Annotated in this window: 20 protein-coding genes; 12 read left to right on the top strand and 8 right to left on the bottom strand. The window is 71.0% G+C overall.

Features of this window, described 5'->3' with window-relative positions:
• Positions 1-104 precede the first annotated feature (104 nt).
• From BFN33_RS09710 to BFN33_RS09700, 3 genes are read left to right on the top strand one after another with little or no spacing between them, the layout of a single operon-like run.
• Positions 105-1,025: an NTP transferase domain-containing protein gene (locus BFN33_RS09710; protein WP_069759481.1), complete on the top strand. Its 921-nt coding sequence runs from the start codon at positions 105-107 to the stop codon at positions 1,023-1,025.
• Entirely contained in the window at positions 1,022-2,395 is a 1,374-nt protein-coding gene (locus tag BFN33_RS09705; RefSeq protein WP_069759480.1) for a molybdopterin molybdotransferase MoeA, read from the top strand. The genes BFN33_RS09710 and BFN33_RS09705 overlap by 4 nt, the downstream gene beginning before the upstream one ends.
• Positions 2,383-3,498, top strand: coding sequence for a TrkA family potassium uptake protein (locus BFN33_RS09700; protein ID WP_079140735.1), 1,116 nt, complete (start codon positions 2,383-2,385; stop codon positions 3,496-3,498). The genes BFN33_RS09705 and BFN33_RS09700 overlap by 13 nt, the downstream gene beginning before the upstream one ends.
• Here BFN33_RS09700 and BFN33_RS09695 read toward each other — a convergent pair whose 3' ends face one another.
• Both BFN33_RS09695 and BFN33_RS09690 read right to left on the bottom strand, forming a co-directional pair.
• Entirely contained in the window at positions 3,499-4,347 is an 849-nt protein-coding gene (locus BFN33_RS09695) for an ABC transporter permease (protein WP_069759478.1), read from the bottom strand.
• Positions 4,344-5,348, bottom strand: a complete 1,005-nt coding sequence (locus BFN33_RS09690) for an ATP-binding cassette domain-containing protein (RefSeq protein WP_069759477.1) — start codon at positions 5,346-5,348, stop codon at positions 4,344-4,346. The genes BFN33_RS09695 and BFN33_RS09690 overlap by 4 nt, the downstream gene beginning before the upstream one ends.
• A gap of 183 nt (positions 5,349-5,531) precedes the next feature.
• On the opposite strand from BFN33_RS09690, the gene BFN33_RS09685 reads away from it, so the two are divergent.
• Positions 5,532-6,512, top strand: coding sequence for an NAD(P)H-quinone oxidoreductase (locus tag BFN33_RS09685; RefSeq protein ID WP_069759476.1), 981 nt, complete (start codon positions 5,532-5,534; stop codon positions 6,510-6,512).
• A 24-nt stretch (positions 6,513-6,536) separates the two neighbouring features.
• Here the strand turns inward: BFN33_RS09685 and BFN33_RS09680 are convergent, their stop codons facing one another.
• Complete coding sequence (locus BFN33_RS09680) at positions 6,537-7,295, bottom strand: hypothetical protein (RefSeq protein ID WP_069759475.1); 759 nt, start codon at positions 7,293-7,295, stop codon at positions 6,537-6,539.
• A gap of 136 nt (positions 7,296-7,431) precedes the next feature.
• On the opposite strand from BFN33_RS09680, the gene BFN33_RS09675 reads away from it, so the two are divergent.
• Positions 7,432-7,974, top strand: a complete 543-nt coding sequence (locus BFN33_RS09675) for a bacterial proteasome activator family protein (RefSeq protein WP_057609005.1) — start codon at positions 7,432-7,434, stop codon at positions 7,972-7,974.
• A gap of 412 nt (positions 7,975-8,386) precedes the next feature.
• Entirely contained in the window at positions 8,387-9,952 is a 1,566-nt protein-coding gene (locus tag BFN33_RS09670; RefSeq protein ID WP_069759474.1) for a protein kinase, read from the top strand.
• A gap of 76 nt (positions 9,953-10,028) precedes the next feature.
• Here the strand turns inward: BFN33_RS09670 and BFN33_RS09665 are convergent, their stop codons facing one another.
• On the bottom strand, positions 10,029-11,297 hold the full coding sequence (locus BFN33_RS09665; RefSeq protein ID WP_079140734.1) for a phosphotransferase: 1,269 nt from the start codon (positions 11,295-11,297) through the stop codon (positions 10,029-10,031).
• Positions 11,298-11,858: 561 nt separating this feature from the next.
• Here BFN33_RS09665 and pdhA point away from each other — a divergent pair.
• Genes pdhA through BFN33_RS09650 form a run of 3 tightly spaced genes read left to right on the top strand, consistent with a single transcriptional unit; the run spans position 11,859 to position 15,458 of the window.
• Positions 11,859-13,007 (top strand): pyruvate dehydrogenase (acetyl-transferring) E1 component subunit alpha, encoded by a 1,149-nt coding sequence (gene pdhA / locus BFN33_RS09660; protein WP_069759472.1) that lies wholly within the window; start codon positions 11,859-11,861, stop codon positions 13,005-13,007.
• Positions 13,008-13,009: 2 nt separating this feature from the next.
• Positions 13,010-14,005 carry an alpha-ketoacid dehydrogenase subunit beta gene (locus BFN33_RS09655; RefSeq protein WP_176742345.1) on the top strand — a complete coding sequence of 332 codons (996 nt, stop codon included), beginning with the start codon at positions 13,010-13,012 and terminating at the stop codon, positions 14,003-14,005.
• A gap of 10 nt (positions 14,006-14,015) precedes the next feature.
• Positions 14,016-15,458 carry a dihydrolipoamide acetyltransferase family protein gene (locus tag BFN33_RS09650; protein ID WP_069759471.1) on the top strand — a complete coding sequence of 481 codons (1,443 nt, stop codon included), beginning with the start codon at positions 14,016-14,018 and terminating at the stop codon, positions 15,456-15,458.
• Between the two features lie 76 nt (positions 15,459-15,534).
• On the opposite strand, the gene BFN33_RS09645 is transcribed toward BFN33_RS09650, so the two are convergent.
• Positions 15,535-16,383, bottom strand: coding sequence for a D-alanyl-D-alanine carboxypeptidase family protein (locus BFN33_RS09645; protein WP_069759685.1), 849 nt, complete (start codon positions 16,381-16,383; stop codon positions 15,535-15,537).
• 260 nt (positions 16,384-16,643) lie between these two features.
• On the opposite strand from BFN33_RS09645, the gene BFN33_RS09640 reads away from it, so the two are divergent.
• Complete coding sequence (locus tag BFN33_RS09640; RefSeq protein ID WP_069759684.1) at positions 16,644-17,294, top strand: GntR family transcriptional regulator; 651 nt, start codon at positions 16,644-16,646, stop codon at positions 17,292-17,294.
• Positions 17,291-18,583, top strand: a complete 1,293-nt coding sequence (locus tag BFN33_RS09635) for a nitrate/nitrite transporter (RefSeq protein WP_088245290.1) — start codon at positions 17,291-17,293, stop codon at positions 18,581-18,583. The genes BFN33_RS09640 and BFN33_RS09635 overlap by 4 nt, the downstream gene beginning before the upstream one ends.
• A gap of 57 nt (positions 18,584-18,640) precedes the next feature.
• Here BFN33_RS09635 and BFN33_RS09630 read toward each other — a convergent pair whose 3' ends face one another.
• On the bottom strand, positions 18,641-19,465 hold the full coding sequence (locus BFN33_RS09630; RefSeq protein WP_069759469.1) for a maleylpyruvate isomerase family mycothiol-dependent enzyme: 825 nt from the start codon (positions 19,463-19,465) through the stop codon (positions 18,641-18,643).
• Positions 19,466-19,647: 182 nt separating this feature from the next.
• Here BFN33_RS09630 and BFN33_RS09625 point away from each other — a divergent pair, with 182 nt between their 5' ends.
• A complete protein-coding gene (locus tag BFN33_RS09625; RefSeq protein WP_069759468.1) occupies positions 19,648-20,421 on the top strand; it encodes a carbon-nitrogen family hydrolase in 774 nt (257 codons plus the stop codon).
• An 11-nt stretch (positions 20,422-20,432) separates the two neighbouring features.
• Here BFN33_RS09625 and BFN33_RS09620 read toward each other — a convergent pair whose 3' ends face one another.
• Complete coding sequence (locus BFN33_RS09620; RefSeq protein WP_069759467.1) at positions 20,433-20,930, bottom strand: LURP-one-related/scramblase family protein; 498 nt, start codon at positions 20,928-20,930, stop codon at positions 20,433-20,435.
• Between the two features lie 143 nt (positions 20,931-21,073).
• A complete protein-coding gene (locus BFN33_RS53090; protein ID WP_176742344.1) occupies positions 21,074-21,322 on the bottom strand; it encodes a hypothetical protein in 249 nt (82 codons plus the stop codon).
• Positions 21,323-21,329 lie beyond the last annotated feature (7 nt).

Below are 21,329 nucleotides of genomic sequence, written 5' to 3'. Positions count from 1 at the left end.
CGGGGTGCTCCGGCACACCGCAGTCGCGGCGCCGGCACCCGCACGGCGTGATCGCGGCGCCGCCGCACGTTCCCTGTGATCGCGGCGGCACGCATACTCGGGGGGTGACTCCGTACGAGCCCTCGCGCGATCCAGGCGCCGGTCCGGTGTACGACGTGGTCGTGCTCGCCGGGGGTGCCGCCCGGCGACTCGGCGGCGCGGACAAGCCCGGAGTGCGGGTGGGCGGACGCGCCCTGCTCGACCGCGTCCTCGCCGCCTGCGCCGACGCGGGCACCACCGTCGTCGTCGCCGACCCCCGCCCCACCGCCAGGCCGGTGACCTGGGCCCGCGAGGACCCGCCCGGCGGCGGCCCGCTGGCCGCCCTGGACGCCGGCCTGCGGCACACCACGGCGCGGTACGTCCTGGTGCTCTCCGCCGACCTGCCCTTCCTCCAGGAGGGCACCGCACGGCTGCTGCTCACCGTCCTGCGCACGGGCGGCGCCGGCGGTGTGCTGCTCACTGACGCCGACGGCCGCGACCAGCCGCTGGTGGCCGCGTACCGCTCGACCTCGCTGCGCCATGAGCTCGCCGCGCTCACCAAGGAGCACGGCGCTCTCACCGGCCTTCCGCTGCGGCGGCTGACCGCCGCCCTCGATCTCACCCGCGTCCCCGACCCCGTCGCGTCCTTCGACTGCGACACCTGGGACGACATCGCCACCGCCAGGGCACGCATCAGGGAGCATGGGCACGTGTTGGATGAATGGATTTCCGCAGTCAAGGACGAACTGGGCATCGACCTCGACGTCGACACCGGCGTGCTGCTCGACCTCGCCCGTGACGCCGCGCACGGCGTGGCCAGGCCGGCGGCACCGCTGACCACCTTCCTCGTCGGCTATGCCGCCGCACGGGCAGGCGGCGGTTCCGAGGCGGTCGCCGAGGCCTCGCGCAAGGCCGTGGCCCTGGCCCTGCGCTGGGCCGACGAGGCCGACGGCGAACCCGCCGCCACGCCCGACGGGGGCCCCGACACCCGCCCGGACGCCGGATGACGGCCCGGTCCCTGCGGAGCGGCGAGAACGCCGAGGACGCCGACGAGTTCGACGTCGAGGAGGCGCTGGCGCTGGTGAAGGAAGACAACGGCGCCGCCCACCGTGCCCCGGCACCCCCGCCCCAGGCCTCCGGCCGCGCGCCCGACCCGCACGCCCACCACAAGGCGACAGCCTGGGCCGAGGCCCGCGCCACGGCCGCCCGGGCCGCCCGTGCTGTGACCCGCAGCGCCCGCCGCGCCCCCGTCTCCGTACGGCTCGAGGACGCCCTCGGTCTCACCCTGGCCGCTCCCCTCGACGCCCTCACCGACCTCCCCTCCTTCAACACCTCGGCCATGGACGGCTGGGCGGTCGCGGGCCCCGGTCCCTGGGCGGTACGGGACGAGGGCGTCCTGGCAGGACACGCCGAGCCCGCGCCCCTCACCGACGGCGAGGCGGCCCGGATCGCCACCGGCGCCCGCATCCCCCCGGACACCACCGCCGTCCTGCGCAGCGAGCACGGACAGACCGACGAGAAGGGCAGGCTGCACGCCACCCGGGAGGTCGTCCACGGCCAGGACATCCGCCCGCGCGGACAGGAGTGCCGTAGCGGCGATCAACTCCTGCCGCCCGGCGCCCTCGTCACCCCGGCCGTCCTCGGCCTTGCCGCGGCCGCCGGATACGACACCCTCGCCGCTGTCCCCCGCCCCCGCGTCGACGTCCTCGTCCTCGGCGACGAGTTGCTCACCGAGGGTGCTCCGCGAGACGGCCTGATCCGGGACGCGCTCGGGCCGATGCTCCCGCCGTGGCTGCGCGCGCTCGGCGCCGAGGTCACCGCCGTACGCCGGCTCGGTGACTCCGCCGCGGCCTTGCGCAAGGCGATCACCGGCTCCGACGCCGACGTGATCGTCACGACCGGCGGCACCGCGGCCGGACCCGTCGACCACGTCCACCCCGTCCTCGGCCGTATCGGCGCCGAACTCCTGGTCGACGGCGTCAAGGTGCGTCCCGGCCACCCCATGCTGCTGGCCCGCACCAAGGGGAACCAGCACCTCGTCGGCCTGCCCGGCAATCCCCTGGCGGCGGTCTCCGGCCTGCTCACCCTCGCCGAGCCGCTGCTGCGCACCCTGGCCGCCCGCCCGGCCCCGGAGCCGTACACGCTGCCCTTGAGGGACGAGGCCCACGGTCATCCGTACGACACCCGGCTCGTCCCGGTCGTCCTGCGCGGTGACAGTGCGGTTCCGCTGCACTACAACGGCCCGGCCATGTTGCGGGGCATCGCTGCCGCGGACGCCCTCGCCGTCGTACCGCCCGGGGGTGCCCGGCGGGGGCAGGAGGCCGAACTGCTCGACCTGCCCTGGGCGTCCGCCGGCATCGGAGTGTGTTTCACGTGAAACTTCCGGGCCATGACGCGATCGCCCGCCAGGCGGACGAGCATCTCGTGACCCACAAGGTGAAGCTGCCGCGCAAGGTGGTGGAGCACCCCTTCCGACAGGTCGCCAAGCGGGTGCTGATGGCCCTGCTGGTTCTCGCGGCGACCGCCCTGATCGTCTACGCCGACCGGGACGGCTACAACGACAACTCCGACCAGTCCGTCGACTTCCTCGACGCCTGGTACTACGCGACCGTCACCCTCTCCACCACGGGATACGGCGACATCACCCCGGTCAGCGATGCCGCCCGGCTCACCAACATCTTCGTCATCACGCCCCTGCGTGTGCTGTTCCTGATCATCCTGGTCGGCACGACGCTCGAAGTCCTCACCGAACGCACCCGGGAGGAATGGCGGCTCAACCGCTGGAGGTCCACCTTGCGCGACCACACCGTCGTCGTCGGCTTCGGCACCAAGGGCCGCTCGGCGATCCAGACCGTCTGCGCGACGGGTCTGAAGAAGGAGCAGGTCGTGGTGGTCGACCCCAGCGGCAAGGCGATCGACGCGGCGACCGCCGACGGCTATGCGGGGATCGTCGGGGACGCCACCCGCAGTGAGGTGCTCAGGCGTGCCGAGGTGCACCGGGCACGGAAGATCATCATCGCCACCCAGCGCGACGACACGGCCGTGCTCGTGACCCTGACCGCCCGGCAGCTCAACAAGGGCGCCAAGATCGTGGCCGCCGTGCGCGAGGAGGAGAACGCGCCGCTGCTCAAGCAGTCCGGTGCCGACGCGGTCATCACCAGCGCCAGTGCGGCCGGCCGACTCCTCGGTCTTTCGGTGCTCAGTCCCGCCGCCGGCATGGTGATGGAGGACCTCATCCAGCAGGGCAGCGGGCTCGACATCGTCGAACGACCGGTCATAAAGGCCGAGGTGGGAAAGAAGCCGAGGGAGACGGACGACCTGGTGGTGAGCGTTCTGCGCGGGCACCGGGTGCTCGGCTACGACGATCCGGCCATCGGGACCCTGGAGCTGACGGACCGGCTGATCACGATCGTGCGCGCGACACCGGGCACCCAGGTGGCACCCGACGCACGCCTGCTGCCTCCGATGCCCTCGCAGTGATCACTTGCGGTTGTAGAGCCGCATGGTGACCGGCCCGAAGACCGCGATGAACAGGCCCGCCCACCCCAGCGACCAGGCGATCTCGTCGGCGGGCCAGTCGCCCGCCATCAACCCGCGCACGGCCGAGGACAGATGGGTGATCGGGCTGTTGTTGACGAAGGCCTGGAGCCAGCCCGGCATCGTGCGGGGGTCGACGAAGACGTTGGACAGGAAGGTCAGCGGGAAGATCACCATCATGCTGACGCCCATCACCGACTTCTCCGTGCGCAGCAGCAGCCCGAACATCGTCCAGATCCACGAGAAGGCGAACGAGAAGACGACGAGCAGGGCGATTCCGGCGACCACGCCACCGACGCCGCCGTCCGGGCGAAAGCCGAGGATCACACCGACGGTGAGCATCACGACGGACGCGATCGTGTAGCGCAGCGCATCGCCGAGCAGATAGCCGACCATCACCGACGGCCGCCAGATCGGCAGCGTGCGGAACCGGTCGAAGACGCCCTTCTCGATGTCGGTGTTCACCGAGACACCGGTGTACATCGTGATCATCACGACGGACATCACCAGGATGCCCGGCAGCAGGAACTGGATGTACTCCTTCGGGGACCCGGCCAGGGCGCCCCCGAACAGGTACGTGTACATCAGCACCATCATGATCGGGAACGCGGTGACGTCGAAGAGCTGCTCCGGCACATGCTTGATCTTGAGGATCGCCCGCCAGCCGAAGGTCAGCGAGGCCGACAGGGCGCTCGGGCGCGGCGGCCGCTCCCCGGTGACCAGCAGTGCGGCCAGCGACTCCGCGCTGACGGGGGCGAGGTCCTGGGCCTCGGTCTGCGTCGCGGTGCTCATGCCGCCACCTCGTCCTTGTCGTCGCGGGCGTCGTGCGTGTCATGTCCGGTGAGCGCGAGGAAGACCTCGTCGAGGCTGGGCTGGCCCAGCGAGAAGTTGTCGACGGTGATCCCGGTGCGGGCCAGTTCGGCGAGGGCGCGCGAGGCCTGTTCGGCGGCTGTGTCACCCGGCGCCGAGCCGAGCCGGGCCGTCAGTGCGACCGAGTCGGGTTCCAGCTGCACCTGGGCGTCCAGGGCCCGTCGTAGGATCTCCGCCGCCTCGGGCCGCCGCCCGCCGTCCCTGAGACGCAGATGTACGGTCCCGGCGCCCACCGAGGCCTTCAGCTCGCCCTTCGTGCCCTCGGCGATCACCCGGCCGTGGTCGATGACGGCGATCCGGGCGGCCAACTGGTCGGCCTCGTCCAGATACTGCGTGGTCAGCAGCACGGTGGTGCCCTGGGCGACGACCGCGCGCACGATGTCCCAGACCTGGTTGCGGCTGCGCGGATCGAGGCCGGTGGTCGGCTCGTCGAGGAAGAGCAGTTCGGGTGTGTTGAGGATGGACGCGGCGATGTCGATACGGCGCCGCATGCCGCCGGAGTAGTGCTTGACCTGCTTCGCGGCCGCCTCCGAAAGACCGAAGGCTTCCAGGAGCTGCCCGGCGCGCTCGCGAGCGGCCTTCTTGGGGTGGCCGAGGAGGCGGCCCAGCAGGACCAGGTTCTCGGTGCCGGTGAGGTCCTCGTCGACGGAGGCGTACTGGCCCGTGAGGCTGACCCGGCCGCGGACCTCGTCGGCCTCGCGGACCACGTCGTGGCCGAAGACGTGAGCCTCGCCGCCGTCGGGCCTGAGCAGGGTGGCGAGCATCTTCACGGTGGTGGTCTTGCCGGCGCCGTTCGGGCCGAGGACGCCGTAGACCGTGCCGGCCGGCACGGCGAGGTCGACTCCGTCGACGGCCCTGGTCTCGCCGAACGTCTTCACCAGGCCCGCCGTTTCGATGGCCGGGGCTGACGTGTGCTGGCTCATGCTGGGATGTCCTTCCGCGTACTTGGGCTACGCATGGGGGGACCTTTACCGTCGCGCAAACTCATCGGTGGTGCACAGCGAATTTCGGGGAGACCAGTCCAAGGACGGAGAGCGCGTGGGACCGCGGACCGAGCAGCGGCGGGTGCCGAGGGAGCGCGGGGCATGAGGAGTAGCGTCGGGCGCATGTATGCGATCACGATTCCCGAACCCGGTGGACCCGAGGCGCTGGTCTGGAGCGAGGTGCCCGATGCCGTGGCCGGCGAGGGCGAGGTGCTGGTCGAGGTGGTGGCCAGTGCCGTCAACCGCGCCGACATCCTGCAACGGCAGGGCTTCTACAACCCCCCGCCCGGCGCCTCCCCCTACCCCGGCCTGGAATGCTCCGGACGGATCGCCGAGATCGGCCCCGGTGTCTCCGGCTGGGCCGTGGGCGACGAGGTGTGCGCGCTGCTCGCGGGCGGCGGCTACGCGGAGAAGGTCGCCGTACCGGCCGGACAGCTGCTGCCCGTGCCCAAGGGCCTCGACGTGCGGCGGGCGGCCGCGCTGCCCGAGGTGGTCTGCACGGTCTGGTCGAACGTCTTCATGATCGCCCACCTGCGCCCCGGCGAGACCCTGCTGGTGCACGGCGGCTCCAGCGGCATCGGCACGATGGCGATCCAGCTCGCCAAGGCGGTCGGCGCCAAGGTCGCGGTGACCGCGGGCACGCCGGAGAAGCTGGACCGCTGTGCCGAGCTCGGCGCGGACATCCTGATCAACTACCGGGAACAGGACTTCGTCGAGGAGGTCAGGAAGGCCACCGACGGAGCGGGCGCCGACGTCATCCTCGACAACATGGGCGCGAAGTACCTCGACCGCAACATCCAGGCACTCGCCGTCAACGGACGGCTCGCGATCATCGGTATGCAGGGCGGCGTCAAGGGCGAGCTGAACATCGCCACGCTGCTGAACAAGCGTGCCGCGATCAGCGCGACCTCGCTGCGGGCGCGGCCGGTGGGGGAGAAGACGGCGATCGTGGCGGCCGTACGCGAGCACGTGTGGCCACTGGTGGACGCCGGGCACATCCGTCCCGTCGTCGACCGCGAGCTGCCGATGAGCGACGCGGCCGCCGCACACCGGATCGTCGAGGAGAGCGGCCACATCGGCAAGGTCCTGCTGGTCGGGCAGTAGGTGTTCCGGCGTTCCGGTACGGCCCTACCCGCGCCGTATCCGCAGCGCGAACAGGCCGAGCCCGAGCCCGAGGCCGACCAGTACCAGCCCGGTGCCGAGCGGCAGGATGAACACCTTGGGTGCGGCCGCGGGCCGCTGCGCGGGTCGTGACGGTGCCAGGGCGGTCCGCGGAGGCGGCTCCGACACGGGGGTCAGGTCACCGTCCCCGACATCGGCCTCCCCGGCGTCCGTCTCCCCGGAATCCGTGCCGTCGGCCTCCGCGTCCTCGTCCTCCGGCTCCTCCCGCCGCCCCGGGCGCTCCCGCCCCTCACCCGCACGGCTTCCGGCGCGGGACGGGGTGGCGGCGGAGGGGGAAGGAGCGAGGGAGGTAGAGGGCGAGGCGCGCTCCGGGCCGTGGCCCCGTGGCGAATCCGAGGGTTCCGCGGGCGGGGAGGGCGCCGGGTTCGTGTCAGGGTGCCGCGGTCCGTGAGCCTCGACCGTGCTCGACGGGTTGTCGGAGGGGGAGGCCGACGAGCCCGGGGCGGTGCGCGGCGGGGTGCCGGTGGCCAGGGACCAGTCGGTCCTGCGTAGCAGCCAGGCCGGCGACCGCGCATCGGTGAAGGAAGGCGACGCGCTCGCGGCGCCGCGAGCGCGTCCCGAGATCGTCGGGCCCGCTGAGGTGAGGGGCGGCAACTCGGCGCCGTAGGCCCGAGGTGTCCCGTACAGCCGGCCGCCCTGCGGCAGGACGACGGTGCTCGAGCCCACCACGATCGCCAGCACCGCCGCGCGTAGCCAGGGAGTCACGGGACAAGACTGGCATCAAGGACGGAGACCGGCATTCCGGGCAGGGCCATGGGAGCGATCCGCTCCCCGGGCGGTGGATCAGCGCGTAGCGGGGGCACCTCACTGGTGAGGTGTAGGAGTGCGAGAGAATGGCGGCATGGAGATGCCGAGGAACGAAGGTTCGCCGGAAAGTCCCCAGATCCTGGTCGTGGGCCAGGACGGGATGGCGCTGGGCGGCGGGGGTGACGACGACTCCCGCGAGGTTCCGGTCACGGAGATGGTCGAGCAGCCCGCGAAGGTCATGCGGATCGGCAGCATGATCAAGCAGCTGCTCGAAGAGGTGCGCGCGGCTCCTCTCGACGAGGCCAGCCGGGCGCGGCTCAAGGAGATCCACTCCAGCTCGGTGAAGGAGCTGGAGGACGGTCTGGCCCCCGAACTCGTGGAGGAGCTGGAGCGGCTCTCGCTGCCCTTCAACGACGACGTGACCCCGAGTGATGCGGAACTGCGTATCGCGCAGGCCCAGTTGGTGGGCTGGCTCGAGGGTCTCTTCCATGGGATCCAGACCACGCTGTTCGCCCAGCAGATGGCCGCGCGGGCCCAGCTGGAGCAGATGCGCCGTGCGCTGCCCCCGGGCGTCGGCGGCCATGAGGAAGGTGTCGACCCGCGTGCCGGTGGCCGTTCGGGCGGACCGTACCTGTAACCCCCGACCTGACAAGGGCCCGGCAGCCGACGCTGCCGGGCCCTTCATGTCGCCGGTGGAAGCGCTCGTTCGGGTTCTTCTTCGCGGGAGGTCCGTGCCCGGTCGGCGTGCCGGGGACCGGCGGCGTGACCTTGGCCACGGAATCCCGTTCCGGGCCGCCCGGGTCCCGCGGAAGCGAGGTGCCCGTTCCGTGACCGTACGCGAAAGAAAGGTTGCGCGGGCGTTACAGGTGCCCTACGGCCGGTACACAGGATTTGCACGCCGAGACGTAGTACAGGTTTGATGGCCGGTCCGTCTCGGGCCGGCCCCCGGGCTCATCCCGGACCGGTGGCTTGCGCGAAGGCTGTAGCGTGGCCGACGGAGACCGTGACAACACCGCGCGCACCGCGGGCAGAAACGACGGCGAGGACCGATGGCACAGCAGCAGCGCGCTCAGGGCCCGTCCGACCCCGAGGCGACTGGCGGCGGAATGTCAGATGCGCCGGAGCTGTGGGGTAACGGCGGACTGGTGGGGGACGGCCGATATCGGCTGACCCACAGACTCGGCCGGGGTGGTATGGCCGAGGTGTTCGCGGCCGAGGACGTGCGGCTCGGCCGCACCGTGGCGGTCAAGCTGCTGCGCGCCGACCTCGCCGAGGACCCGACCTCCAAGGCCCGCTTCACGCGCGAGGCCCAGTCCGTGGCCGGCCTCAACCACCACGCGATCGTCGCCGTGTACGACTCCGGCGAGGACTACGTCGGCGGCCAGTCGGTGCCGTACATCGTCATGGAGATCGTCGAGGGACGGACGATCCGGGATCTGCTGCTCAACGCCGAGGCGCCCGGTCCCGAGCAGGCCCTGATCATCGTCTCCGGGGTCCTGGAGGCCCTCGCCTACTCGCACCAGCACGGCATCGTGCACCGCGACATCAAGCCGGCGAACGTGATCATCACGCACAACGGCGCCGTCAAGGTCATGGACTTCGGCATCGCCCGCGCCCTGCACGGCGCGTCCACGACGATGACGCAGACCGGCATGGTCATGGGCACCCCGCAGTACCTCTCCCCGGAGCAGGCCCTCGGCAAGGCGGTCGACCACCGCTCCGACCTGTACGCCACGGGCTGTCTGCTGTACGAACTCCTCGCGCTGCGGCCGCCGTTCACGGGTGAGACCCCGCTCTCCGTCGTCTACCAGCACGTCCAGGACATCCCGACGCCTCCGTCGCAGGTCTCCGACGCCGTCCCGCCGGAGCTCGACGGCCTGGTCATGCGCTCGCTCGCCAAAGAGCCGGACGACCGTTTCCAGACGGCCGAGGAGATGCGCGGGCTCGTCCAGTACGGCCTGCAGATGCTGTACGACCAGGGCGGCCACACCGGTACCTGGAACACCGGCCCGGTGACGGCGCACGACGGCCGCGGCACGCCCTCCGCGGGCTTCGCGAGCACCAGCGTGCTGCCGCACCCCGGCGACTCCTCCGGCACCACCCAGATTCCCCAGCCGATCCTGCCGTCCGGTTACAGCGGCGGGGACGACGGCGGCTTCGAGGGACACGGCAACCGGGGCAGCGGCCGCGGCAAGCTGTGGATACTCGCCGTCCTCGCGGTGATCGCCGTCGCGGCGGGCGTCGCCCTGGCGCTCAACGGCGGCGGCGGTGGCGGGGGCGGTGGCGGCGCCGGCAGCTCCGTGACGCCGTCCACCTCGCAGTCCACCGACGACCAGACGGCCAGCGAGACGCCGAGCGACGAGCCGACCGAGGAAGAGACCGACACGTCCACGGACAACAGCGGCGACTCCGGCGGCTCCGGCTACACGCCGTCCTATACGCCGTCGTACACGCCCTCGTACACGCCTTCGCCCACGGAGACCCAGCCGTCCGAGACGGCGACGGAGCCGACGGACACGGCCGAGCCGACCGATACGGCGCCGGAACCGACGGAATCGCCGGACCCGACCGACCTGGTCGGGGGCACGCAAGGCGGCGACGGCGGGAACTCCTGACCGCCCGCAATCCTTCACGCGCGCGTGGCCCCGGGAACGGGCGCCACGCGCGCGTGCCGTTTCCGAGGCCGCCGCGTCATCCGACGAACGCGTCGCACACCGCCTCGTACTCCCGCGTCCACCACACCACCAGCGCCGACGCCGCCGGGAACTGGGAATCCGCGCGGGTGTCACCCCGCTCGTAGTGCCAGCGCAGCATCCAGAAGTCGTTGAGCCGCTCCCACCACACGCGATGCACGGCCGCCGCGAGTTCCGAGGGCGTGGCTCCCGCCGTACGCCGGTACGCGCGCGCGTACGCCCGCACCTTCGGCAGGTCGAGCGTCCCCGCGGGGCGTACGAAGAAGATCGCGGCGGCGCGTACGGCCTCCTCCGCGCGGGGCTGCACGCCGAGCCGGTCCCAGTCGACGATCGCGGCGGGCGCGTCGCCGCGGTAGAGCAGGTTGAAGGGATGGAAGTCCCCGTGCACCCAGCCCACCTGCCCGCCGTGCGGAGGCCGCCGTCCCACGTGCTGTTCGAGCAGTGACCGCCGTTCCAGGAGCCGGTGCCGGGCCAGCTCGTCGAAGGAGTCGGCCGGTCGGTGTCCGCGCACCCGTGCGAGGAGGTCGTCGATGAGCGCGAAGGTGGCGGCGGGGTCGGCGCCGGCGTCGACGGGGGGCGTGGTCTCGGCGTTCTGGGCGTGCGGCTTCCCGGCGCGGGCGCCGTCGGCACGCGCTGCGGGGCGGCGCATGGATACGGCGCGTTCCGCACCCGGTGCGCTCCGGCCCGCCCGCGCGCGGTGCCGGCCGTCCGGCACCCCTTCTCCTGGCCGTGCGAGGCGTCGGCCATTCGGTGTTCCCGCGCCCGACGACGTGCGCGGCTCGCTGTCCGGGGCGCCTTCGTCGGTTGGTGCTGCTCCGCCCGCCGACGCACTCGTCTCCCCCTGCTCGCGCCCCGCCATCGGCATCACCCGCTCCAGACTCGCGTGCACCACCCCCAGCAGCGCCCCGAGTCGGCCGCACTGTTCGGCGGTGAGCTGGGCGCCGTGGCGATGGCGGCCCTCGATCCACGGGTGGAGGGCGTAGGCGTGGCCGCCGACGACCGCGACCGTGCGGCCGTCGTGGGCCGGGAGGGGTGGGGCGACCGGGACGCCGAGGGCGGCCAGGCGCTGGGTCGCGCCGTGCTGGCGGGCGATCGCCTCGGGGGCGGCCGTCTCGGGGTCGAAGTGGTGCTTGAGGAAGTAGCGGCCGCGCGTCGTACGGAGCCGGTAGCCGCGGTTGAGGAGGCCTTGGTCGACGGGATCGCAGGCGAGGACGGATCCGGCGGCGTACTGGCGGAGGAGGGCGCCCAACGGGGGCGCATGAGGCATGAGGGGTGGTACAGGAGAGCGCGGCACGCGCCAGATGCTAGGGCACGATACAGCGCCGTGAGCTGGGCGTTGTCACGTAAAGTCACAGACCGACACAGTAAGTCGCTGCCGGTCTTCTTCGGTCACGGGACGTCCTCGAAGTGGCTGGGTTTGTACGCCGTGCAGGCACGGCCAGGAGAAATGGCCTGACTTTTACTTCTTCACGCCCTCGGCAAGTCGAACGCGGAAGCTCTTCCGGTGACCTGGGTCGACGGGATAACGTGCCGTTGCTCCGGCCTGCTGCAAGGCTGTGACCAGCGCCCCTTCACGGCTTTCCCGATTTACTTGGAAATCCAAGCAAAATCGCAGGTCAAAGGGGGTTTCACAGAAATGTGGCGCACTGGGTAACGTGATTCTTGCAGGGCGCTCGCCGGGGCACCTGTCACGCCTGTTCCGGCCAAGTGGCACCCACCCCGTGCACGGGTGTCGGAAACAGGTGAGCCGCTTCCCCAGGCTCTGAACGAGCTGGGGGGACCCCCAGCTCCCGGCAACCCCGAGGGCCGGACCGACGGAGGAGCACACGTGACCGTGGAGAGCACTGCCGCGCGCAAGCCGCGACGCAGCGCCGGGACGAGGAAGTCCCCGAGCACCAAGCCCGAACTGGTTCAGCTGCTGACGCCCGAGGGCAAGCGCGTCAAGAACGCCGAGTACGACAAGTACGTCGCCGACATCACCCCCGAAGAGCTCCGCGGCCTCTACCGCGACATGGTGCTCACCCGCCGCTTCGACGCCGAGGCCACCTCCCTGCAGCGCCAGGGCGAGCTGGGCCTGTGGGCCTCGCTGCTCGGCCAGGAGGCCGCCCAGATCGGATCGGGACGGGCGCTGCGCGACGACGACTACGTCTTCCCCACCTACCGCGAGCACGGCGTGGCCTGGTGCCGCGGGGTCGACCCGACCAACCTGCTCGGCATGTTCCGCGGGGTGAACAACGGCGGCTGGGACCCCAACGGGAACAACTTCCACCTCTATACGATCGTCATCGGCTCCCAGACGCTGCACGCCACGGGCTACGCGATGGGCGTCGCCAAGGACGGCGCCGACTCCGCGGTCATCGCCTACTTCGGCGACGGCGCCTCCAGCCAGGGTGACGTGGCCGAATCGTTCACCTTCTCCGCGGTCTACAACGCGCCGGTCGTGTTCTTCTGCCAGAACAACCAGTGGGCCATCTCCGAGCCGACCGAGAAGCAGACCCGCGTCCCGCTCTACCAGCGCGCGCAGGGCTTCGGCTTCCCCGGCGTACGGGTCGACGGCAACGACGTGCTCGCGTCGCTGGCCGTCACCAAGTGGGCCCTGGAGCGGGCGCGCGGCGGCGAGGGACCGACGCTCGTCGAGGCCTACACCTACCGCATGGGCGCCCACACCACCTCGGACGACCCCAGCAAGTACCGGGCCGACGAGGAGCGCGAGGCATGGGAGGCGAAGGACCCGATCCTGCGCCTTCGCCGGTACCTGGAGGCCTCAAACCACGCGGACGAGGGATTCTTCGCGGAACTGGAGACCGAGTCCGAGGCGTTGGGCAGGCGAGTGCGTGAGGCGGTGCGTGCGATGCCGGATCCGGACCGCTTCGCCCTCTTCGAGCACGCGTACGCGGACGGACACGCGCTCGTCGACGAGGAGCGGGCCGAGTTCGCCGCCTACCAGGCGTCGTTCACGGATGGGGAAGGGGCCTGATCATGGCAGCGGAACACGTGACATCCACGAACATGGCACTGGCCAAGGCGATCAACGAATCGCTCAGGCGCGCCCTGGACACCGACCCCAAGGTCCTCGTCATGGGCGAGGACGTCGGCAAGCTCGGCGGCGTCTTCCGCGTCACCGACGGCCTCCAGAAGGACTTCGGCGAGGACCGGGTCATCGACACCCCGCTCGCCGAGTCCGGGATCGTCGGCACCGCGATCGGCCTCGCCCTGCGCGGCTACCGACCGGTGGTGGAGATCCAGTTCGACGGCTTCGTCTTCCCGGCCTACGACCAGATCGTCACCCAGCTCGCGAAGATGCACGCGCGCTCGCTGGGCAAGGTCAAGATGCCCGTCGTCGTCCGCATCCCCTACGGCGGCGGCATCGGCGCCGTGGAGCACCACTCGGAGTCGCCCGAGGCGCTCTTCGCGCACGTGGCGGGCCTGAAGGTGGTCAGCCCCTCCAACCCCTCCGACGCGTACTGGATGATGCAGCAGGCCATCCAGAGCGACGACCCGGTGATCTTCTTCGAGCCCAAGCGCCGGTACTGGGACAAGGGTGAGGTCAACACCGAGGCGATCCCCGACCCCCTGCACAAGGCCAAGGTGGTCCGTGAGGGCACCGACCTGACCCTCGTCGCGTACGGCCCGATGGTGAAGCTCTGCAAGGAGGTCGCCGACGCGGCCGCCGAGGAGGGCAAGTCGCTGGAGATCCTGGACCTGCGCTCGGTCTCGCCCCTGGACTTCGACTCGATCCAGACCTCGGTGGAGAAGACCCGGCGCCTGGTCGTGGTCCACGAGGCCCCGGTGTTCTTCGGTTCGGGCGCGGAGATCGCGGCCCGGATCACCGAGCGCTGCTTCTATCACCTGGAGGCCCCGGTGCTCAGGGTCGGCGGCTATCACGCCCCCTACCCGCCGGCCCGCCTGGAGGAGGAGTACCTGCCGGGCCTGGACCGGGTACTCGACGCCGTCGACCGTGCCCTGGCGTACTGAGGAGAGGGTCGTGACGACGATGACGGAAGCGTCCGTGCGCGAGTTCAAGATGCCCGACGTGGGCGAGGGGCTCACCGAGGCCGAGATCCTCAAGTGGTACGTCAAGGCCGGGGACACGGTCACCGACGGCCAGGTGGTGTGCGAAGTGGAGACGGCCAAGGCGGCCGTCGAACTGCCCATCCCCTACGACGGGGTGGTGCGCGAGCTGCGCTTCCCCGAGGGCACCACGGTGGACGTGGGCACGGCGATCATCGCGGTGGACGTGGCGGGCGGGGCCCCCGCGGCCCCGGAGACGCAGGCCGAGGCTCCCGAAGGCTTGGCGGTTTCCGAGGCTCCCGAGGCTCCCGAGAAGAAGCCGGAGGGCCGTCAGCCGGTCCTGGTCGGCTACGGCGTGGCGGCCTCCTCGACCAAGCGCCGGCCCCGCAAGGGCCCGGAGGTTCCGGTCCAGCAGGCGTCGGTGGCGATCCAGACCGAACTGAACGGTCACGGCCCGGCCCCCGCGAGCCCGGCCGCCCCGGCCCCCGCGAGCCCCGCCACCACCGTGCAGTCCCGCCCGCTGGCCAAGCCCCCGGTGCGCAAGCTGGCCAAGGACCTGGGCGTCGACCTCACCACGGTGATCCCGTCCGGCCCGGACGGCATCATCACCCGCGAGGACGTCCACGCGGCGGCCGCCCCGGCCGAGGCGCCCGCGCCGGTGGTGACGCAGGCCCCGGTCACTGCCGCGGCGGCTCCCACCGCGTCGTACGACGCGGCCCGCGAGACCCGTGTCCCGGTCAAGGGCGTCCGCAAGGCGACGGCCGCGGCGATGGTCGGTTCGGCGTTCACGGCCCCGCACGTCACGGAGTTCGTGACGGTGGACGTGACCCGCACCCTCAAGCTGGTCGAGGAGCTCAAGCAGGACAAGGACCTGCAGGGCCTGCGGGTGAACCCGCTCCTGCTGATCGCCAAGGCCCTGCTGGTCGCGATCAGGCGGAACCCCGACATCAACGCCTCCTGGGACGAGGCGAACCAGGAGATCGTGCTCAAGCACTACGTCAACCTGGGCATCGCGGCGGCCACCCCCCGTGGCCTGATCGTCCCGAACATCAAGGACGCCCACACCAAGACGCTGCCGCAACTGGCCGAGTCGCTGGGCGAGCTGGTGGCCACGGCCAAGGAGGGCAGGACCAGCCCGGCCGCGATGCAGGGCGGCACCGTCACCATCACCAACGTCGGCGTCTTCGGCGTCGACACCGGCACGCCGATCCTCCCGCCGGGAGAGGCCGCGATCCTCGCCGTCGGCGCGATCAGGCTCCAGCCCTGGGTCCACAAGGGCAAGGTGAAGCCCCGCCAGGTCACCACCCTGGCGCTGAGCTTCGACCACCGCCTGGTGGACGGGGAGTTGGGCTCCAAGGTCCTGGCCGACGTGGCGGCGATCCTGGAGCAGCCGAAGAAGTTGATCACCTGGGCGTGATCTGCCCGCGGTGGACACGTCGTCCCACGCTGAAGGGGCCCGGCGCTTGCGCGACGGGCCCCTTCGTGGTCCGGCGTCAGCTGATCTTCGCGTAGCCGTAGTTGATGAGCTTCTTCACGTCGGCCGTGCGGTTGGCCGCGTCGGGGGCGGTCATGACCGCGCCGATGACGGACTCGCCGTTCTTCGTGGCGGCGAAGACGAGGCAGTACTTGGAGTCGGTGCCCGAGCCGGTCTTGATGCCGAGCGTGCCGTTCCAGCCGAGCAGGGTGTTGGTGTTCGTCCAGGCACCCATGGTGCGGGTGCTGCCGGTCTTGGTGATGGTCTTCGCCGTGTACGACTTGGTCTTCACCACGGACTTGAAGGTCGAGCTCTTCATCACGTTGCGGGCGAGCAGCGTGAGGTCTTTCGGCGTCGAGGCGTTCGAACCATTGCTTATTCCGTCGAACGAGTCGAACTTGGTGTTCGTCATGCCGAGGCTGCGGGCCGTCGTGTTCATCTTCGCGATGAACGACTTGGTCCGCGCGGAGACCGTCGAGCCCGTGCCGAACTTGTCGGCGAGGGCCATCGCGGCGTCACAGCCGGAAGGCAGCATCATCCCGTAGAGCAGCTGACGGACGGTCACCTTGTCGCCGACGATCAGGTGGGCGGACGAAGCGCCCTTGGAGACGATGTAGTCGCTGTACGCCTTCTTGATCGTGACCTTGGCGTCCAGGTTCAGGTTCGACTGCGACAGCACGACCTTCGCAGTCATGATCTTCGTGGTGGAAGCGGTGAGCCGCTTGGTGTTCGGCGCCTTGCTGTAGAGGGTCGAGCCGGTCGCGCTGTTCATCAGGAATCCGCCCTTGGCGGTGATGGTCGGCGTCGTCAGCGCCTGCGCGGGTGCCGCGGTGAGAGCTCCGGTGGCGAGCACTGCGCCGGTCGTGATCGCAACGGCTGCGGCTCTGCGGACACGGAGGCCCTTGATGGCGGTAATCAACTGAAATACCCCGAATACGTCGAATGCCCCTGGGTGCGGCCGAGTTGGAAGGGGAAGAAAGTGGGGCCGCACGTGTGTGACACGTAAGTAGCACACAAGGTTGTGCCCCGGCTGGGGCGGGTGGGGTTTTCACGGACGGGAGTTCCCGCCGAGGTCCGAATACTGGAACGGGACTCACCATGCGTACGTGTTGTATCTATGCTGTGGGCATGAGTCTGGCCGTGAAACAGCCTCCCGCCGCCGAGCGCGTCTACGCCCACGTCAAGCAGGGTGTCCTGGACCGCCGTTACGAGGGCGGCACCCTGCTCACCGAGGGCGAACTGGGGGAGGCCGTCGGGGTTTCCCGTACGCCCGTGCGAGAGGCGCTGCTGCGTCTCGAGGTCGAGGGGCTGATCAAGCTTTACCCGAAAAAGGGGGCGCTGGTCCTGCCGGTCTCCGCCCAGGAGATCGCCGACGTAGTCGAGACCCGGCAGCTCGTCGAGGGACACGCCGCCCGCAAGGCCGTACCGGCCTCCCCGCAGCTCATCGCGCGCCTCGAGGAACTGCTCGCCCGGCAGCAGGAACAGGCCGCCGCCGGGGACCTGGCCGGCGCCGCCGTCACCGACCGCTGCTTCCACGCCGAGATCGTCCGAAGCGGCGGCAACGAGATCCTCAGCCGGCTCTACGACCAGCTCCGCGACCGCCAGCTCAGGATGGGCGTCGCCGTGATGCACGCCCACCCGGACCGCATCACCAAGACCCTCGCCGAGCACGAGCAGATCCTCCAGGCCCTGCGCTCCGGCGACGCGGAGGCGGTCGTAGGCCTGATTCACGGGCATGTCGAGTGGTTCTCGCATCTGGCCCGGGGTGAGGTTCGATGAGGTCCACTCTTCCGGGTGACCCTCCGGGCGGCCGGCGCGCGATGGCCGTGTGGGGCATCGGCGTCTCCGTCTACTTCGTCGCGGTCATCTTCCGTACCTCTCTCGGGGTCGCCGGCCTCGACGCGGCCGACCGCTTCCATGTGAACGCCTCGGCGCTGTCGACCTTCTCGATCCTCCAGCTCCTCGTCTACGCCGGCATGCAGATACCCGTCGGCCTGCTCGTCGACCGGCTCGGCACCAAGAAGGTGCTGACGCTCGGCGTGGTGCTCTTCACGGCGGGGCAGCTCGGCTTCGCGTTCTCACCCTCGTACGGAACGGCCCTCGCCTCGCGCGCCCTGCTCGGCTGCGGTGACGCGATGACCTTCATCAGCGTGCTGCGCCTGGGCACCCGCTGGTTCCCGGCCCGGCGCGGGCCCCTGGTCGCGCAGCTCGCCGGGCTCGCCGGCATGGCGGGCAACCTGGTCTCCACGCTGGTCCTGGCCCGGCTCCTGCACGGCATCGGCTGGACCCCGGCGTTCGCGGGCAGCTCGCTCGCGGGTGTGGTGGTGCTGGTTCTGCTGGTCCTCTTCCTCAAGGACCACCCCGAGGGGCACGAGCCGGAGCCGTTCCCGCACCAGGGGGCGGCCTACGTACGGCGGCAGATCGCCGCGTCCTGGCGGGAGCCCGGCACCCGGCTCGGGCTGTGGGTGCACTTCACGACCCAGTTCCCGGCGATGGTGTTCCTGCTGCTGTGGGGCCTGCCATTCCTCGTCGAGGCGCAGGGGCTGTCCCGGGCGGTGGCGGGCGAACTGCTCACTCTCGTCGTGCTGTCCAACATGGTCGTCGGTCTGGTCTACGGCCAGGTCGTCGCCCGGCACCACGAGGCGCGGCTGCCGCTCGCGCTCGGGACCGTGGGGGCGACGGCGCTGCTGTGGGCGGCCACGCTGGCCTACCCCGGCGAACAAGCGCCGATGTGGCTGCTGATCGTGCTGTGCGTGGTGCTCGGCTCGTGCGGACCGGCCTCGATGCTCGGTTTCGACTTCGCGCGGCCGGCGAACCCGCCGGAGCGGCAGGGGACCGCGTCCGGCATCACGAACATGGGCGGGTTCGTCGCGTCGATGACCACCCTGTTCGCCGTCGGGGTGCTCCTCGACGCGACCGACGACAACTACAGCGTCGCCTTCTCCTCCGTCTTCGTGCTCCAGGCGCTCGGCGTCAGCCAGATCCTGCGGCTGCGCGGGCGGGCGGCCCGGCGGGAGCGGGAGCGGCTGGTGGCGAGCCGGGTGGAGACGGTCCACGTGCCCGCCTGACCGGACGTCAGAGCGCCGGGCCCGCCTCGTCCGCCGGGGGACGGACTCCGTCACCCGCTACGGCGTCACCGTGAAGTTCCTGAGGATCGCGGACGTCAGTTCCGGGTCGCCCTCCGCCTTCACCCGGTCCGCCGCCGCCTCCAGGCTCACGCGGCCGCAGGCCAGGCGGACGTAGGTCTCCCAGTCGAGGGTCAGGGTGGCGGCCGGACCGAGAGCGGGGGCGGTCTCCAGGGTGCCGCGGCCCTGGATGTCGACGCGTATGGTGCGCAGGAACTCGATGGGACCGTGCACGTCGAAGACGATCGCCGAGCTGCGGGGGGCGTCGGCCTTGACGGCCACTATGTCGGGGAGCGCTTCGAGCAGGACGTCTCGGGCGATGTGCGCGCCGGGGGAGTCGAGGTCGCCGGGCCGGCCGAGGGCGGTGCGCAGGTCCTGTTCGTGCACCCAGACGTTGAAGGCGTGCTGGCGCATGGAGTCCGCGAGGGTCAGTTCGGTGCCCAGCGGGCCGCGCACCTTCGTGCCGGGGTCGCGGGAGTCGTTCCGCAGCTGGCGGTTGCGGCGGATGACGACGTACTCCAGCTCGGAGGTCATCTCCGGTGCCGTGTGGTGGCGGCGGACGTCGACCTGCATCTCCATGTACCGCTGGTGGTCGTTGGTGACGTGGAAGAGGTCGCGCGGGAGGGTGTGGATGGGGCGCGGGTCGCCCAGCATCTCGCAGTCCAGACCGATGACATGGGACACCACGTCCCGCACCGACCAGCCCGGACAGGGAGTGCGGCGGTTCCACTCTCCCTCCACGAGGGGCGTCACCAGCTCGGATATCGCTTCGATGGAGTGGGTCCAGGCGTCGGCGTAGGGCTGGAGGGTGGGATGCAGACTCACGGAACGGGACCCCTCGGCGGTCGGAGCACGGGCTGGTGATGGCGGCGTTGCCAATGGAGGTGGTGGCTGTCGGCGGGTGTCTTGGAACGCTAAGTTACGCTGCTGCGAGGCACCCCGGCAGTGCTTTCGTGTGACGATCGTAGGCCCGTAAGGGACGGCTCGAATGCCAGGACGGTGGTAGTGTGCGCGCCTCTCTGATCCAGATCGACGTGGATGAGGACGAATCGGTCGAATCGCGTCGGCGCCGCGTGGCGTCGCTGGTACGGGATCAGGCCGGGGCCGACCTTGTCGTGCTCCCGGAGCTGTGGACCACCGGGGCGTTCGCCTTCGAGGAGTTCGGGAGCGAGGCCGAGCCGCTGGAAGGGCCGACCTACGAGGTCATGGCGAAGGCGGCGAGCGACGCGGGCGTGTGGCTGCACGCGGGCTCGGTCCCGGAGCGGGCCCCTGACGGCACCCTCTACAACACCTCCCTCTTCTTCTCACCCTCCGGTGAACTGGCCGCCTCCTACCGCAAGATCCACCGCTTCGGCTTCGACAAGGGCGAGGCCGTGCTGATGGGCCGCGGCGAGGACCTGGTGACGGTCCGTCTGCCGGAGACGACCGTCGGCCTCGCCACCTGTTACGACCTCCGTTTCCCCGAACTCTTCCGCGGTCTCGTCGACGCGGGCGCCGAGACCCTGGTGATCCCGGCGGGCTGGCCGGAGCGCCGCCGGGCGCACTGGACGCTGCTGGCCCGGGCGCGGGCGGTCGAGAACCAGGCGTTCGTGCTCGCTTGTGGAACGGCCGGGACGCACGCGCGAGTTCCGCAGGCCGGTCACTCGATCGTGGTGGATCCGTGGGGCGAGGTCCTCGCGGAGGCGGGCGCCGCCGAGGAGATCCTCACGGTGGAGTTCGACCCCGGGAAGGTGTCCGTGACCAGGGAGCAGTTCCCGGCCCTGAAGGACCGGGTGCTCTGAGACCTCACAGGTCAGTCGTCCTCCCGCTCCTTCTCGGCGAGGTGGATCACGCACACCGCCACCGCGATGAGCAGCGCCGGATCCGCGTCGTCCCGGACGATGTCGACGCCGTAGGTCTCCCGCACGTGCAGCCATCTGCGAGAGACCACCGCGAGCAGCTCACCGTCGTACTCGACGGCGAACTCCCGGTCGAGGATCTTGCCGCTGACGTCGAGTTCGGTACTGCCGTCGGCGAGGGCCACCCGGTAGTGGTTGCGCAGCAGCGACAGGCGTTTCCGCCTGATCGTCGCCAGCGGCTCGCCGTCGCGTTCGATCAGCATGGTGTCGCGCAGGGCGAGCATCTTCTGACGGATGTCGATCAGGACCCGCCCGCTGGTGTCCTTCAGCTCGAAGGTGTCCCTGAGGCGCATCGCCTTGCCGTCGACGAGGAAGACCTTGTTGCCCTGGTCGTCCTCGATCCAGTAGTCGTCACCGAAGCCGAGGAGCCGGTCGCGTACGAGGAATCTCATGTCCTTACCGCTTCCCCGGCGCCGGCTCCGCAACGCCGCCGGTAGGCCGACGGGCTGAGTCCCTCTCGCGCCGCACGCGCGTGTGGAGGTGTCCTGGCGTCCCCAGGGGGACACAGCGGTGCGCCCGCGAGGCCCGGTGACGGTCAGGGCTCCTCCGGCCGTTCTCGCGCCTGCGGGCAGCGGGCCCGGCGACTCGTCCGCACGGCGGGAACGGGCCGCTCCACGCACGGCCGCCGCACACCACCGCGATGGGCGTCGAAGACGAGCCCGCGGGACACCGCCTCCGCGACCTCGGCCGACAGGGTGACCCGCAGGGCCACCTGCTGCGGTCCCAGGACACGGTCGCGGGAGCGTTCGTTCCCCCTGGCAACGACGTCGACCGGGACGCCCACGAGCTGA

Source organism: Streptomyces sp. LUP47B, from assembly GCF_001746295.1.
Classification (GTDB): Bacteria; Actinomycetota; Actinomycetes; order Streptomycetales; family Streptomycetaceae; genus Streptomyces.
This window is presented reverse-complemented; position numbering and strand designations above follow the sequence as displayed.

Bases quoted from the DNA above. Each gene is read 5' to 3' on its own strand.
- BFN33_RS09685 (WP_069759476.1), top strand. From the start codon at position 5,532: ATGTATGCGATCACGATTCCCGAACCCGGTGGACCCGAGGCGCTGGTC.
- BFN33_RS09690 (WP_069759477.1), bottom strand. From the start codon at position 5,348: ATGAGCCAGCACACGTCAGCCCCGGCCATCGAAACGGCGGGCCTGGTG.
- BFN33_RS09675 (WP_057609005.1), top strand. From the start codon at position 7,432: ATGGAGATGCCGAGGAACGAAGGTTCGCCGGAAAGTCCCCAGATCCTG.
- BFN33_RS09695 (WP_069759478.1), bottom strand. From the start codon at position 4,347: ATGAGCACCGCGACGCAGACCGAGGCCCAGGACCTCGCCCCCGTCAGC.
- BFN33_RS09665 (WP_079140734.1), bottom strand. From the start codon at position 11,297: ATGCCTCATGCGCCCCCGTTGGGCGCCCTCCTCCGCCAGTACGCCGCC.
- BFN33_RS09620 (WP_069759467.1), bottom strand. From the start codon at position 20,930: ATGAGATTCCTCGTACGCGACCGGCTCCTCGGCTTCGGTGACGACTAC.
- BFN33_RS09670 (WP_069759474.1), top strand. From the start codon at position 8,387: ATGGCACAGCAGCAGCGCGCTCAGGGCCCGTCCGACCCCGAGGCGACT.
- BFN33_RS09705 (WP_069759480.1), top strand. From the start codon at position 1,022: ATGACGGCCCGGTCCCTGCGGAGCGGCGAGAACGCCGAGGACGCCGAC.
- BFN33_RS09655 (WP_176742345.1), top strand. From the start codon at position 13,010: ATGGCAGCGGAACACGTGACATCCACGAACATGGCACTGGCCAAGGCG.
- BFN33_RS09640 (WP_069759684.1), top strand. From the start codon at position 16,644: ATGAGTCTGGCCGTGAAACAGCCTCCCGCCGCCGAGCGCGTCTACGCC.
- BFN33_RS09635 (WP_088245290.1), top strand. From the start codon at position 17,291: ATGAGGTCCACTCTTCCGGGTGACCCTCCGGGCGGCCGGCGCGCGATG.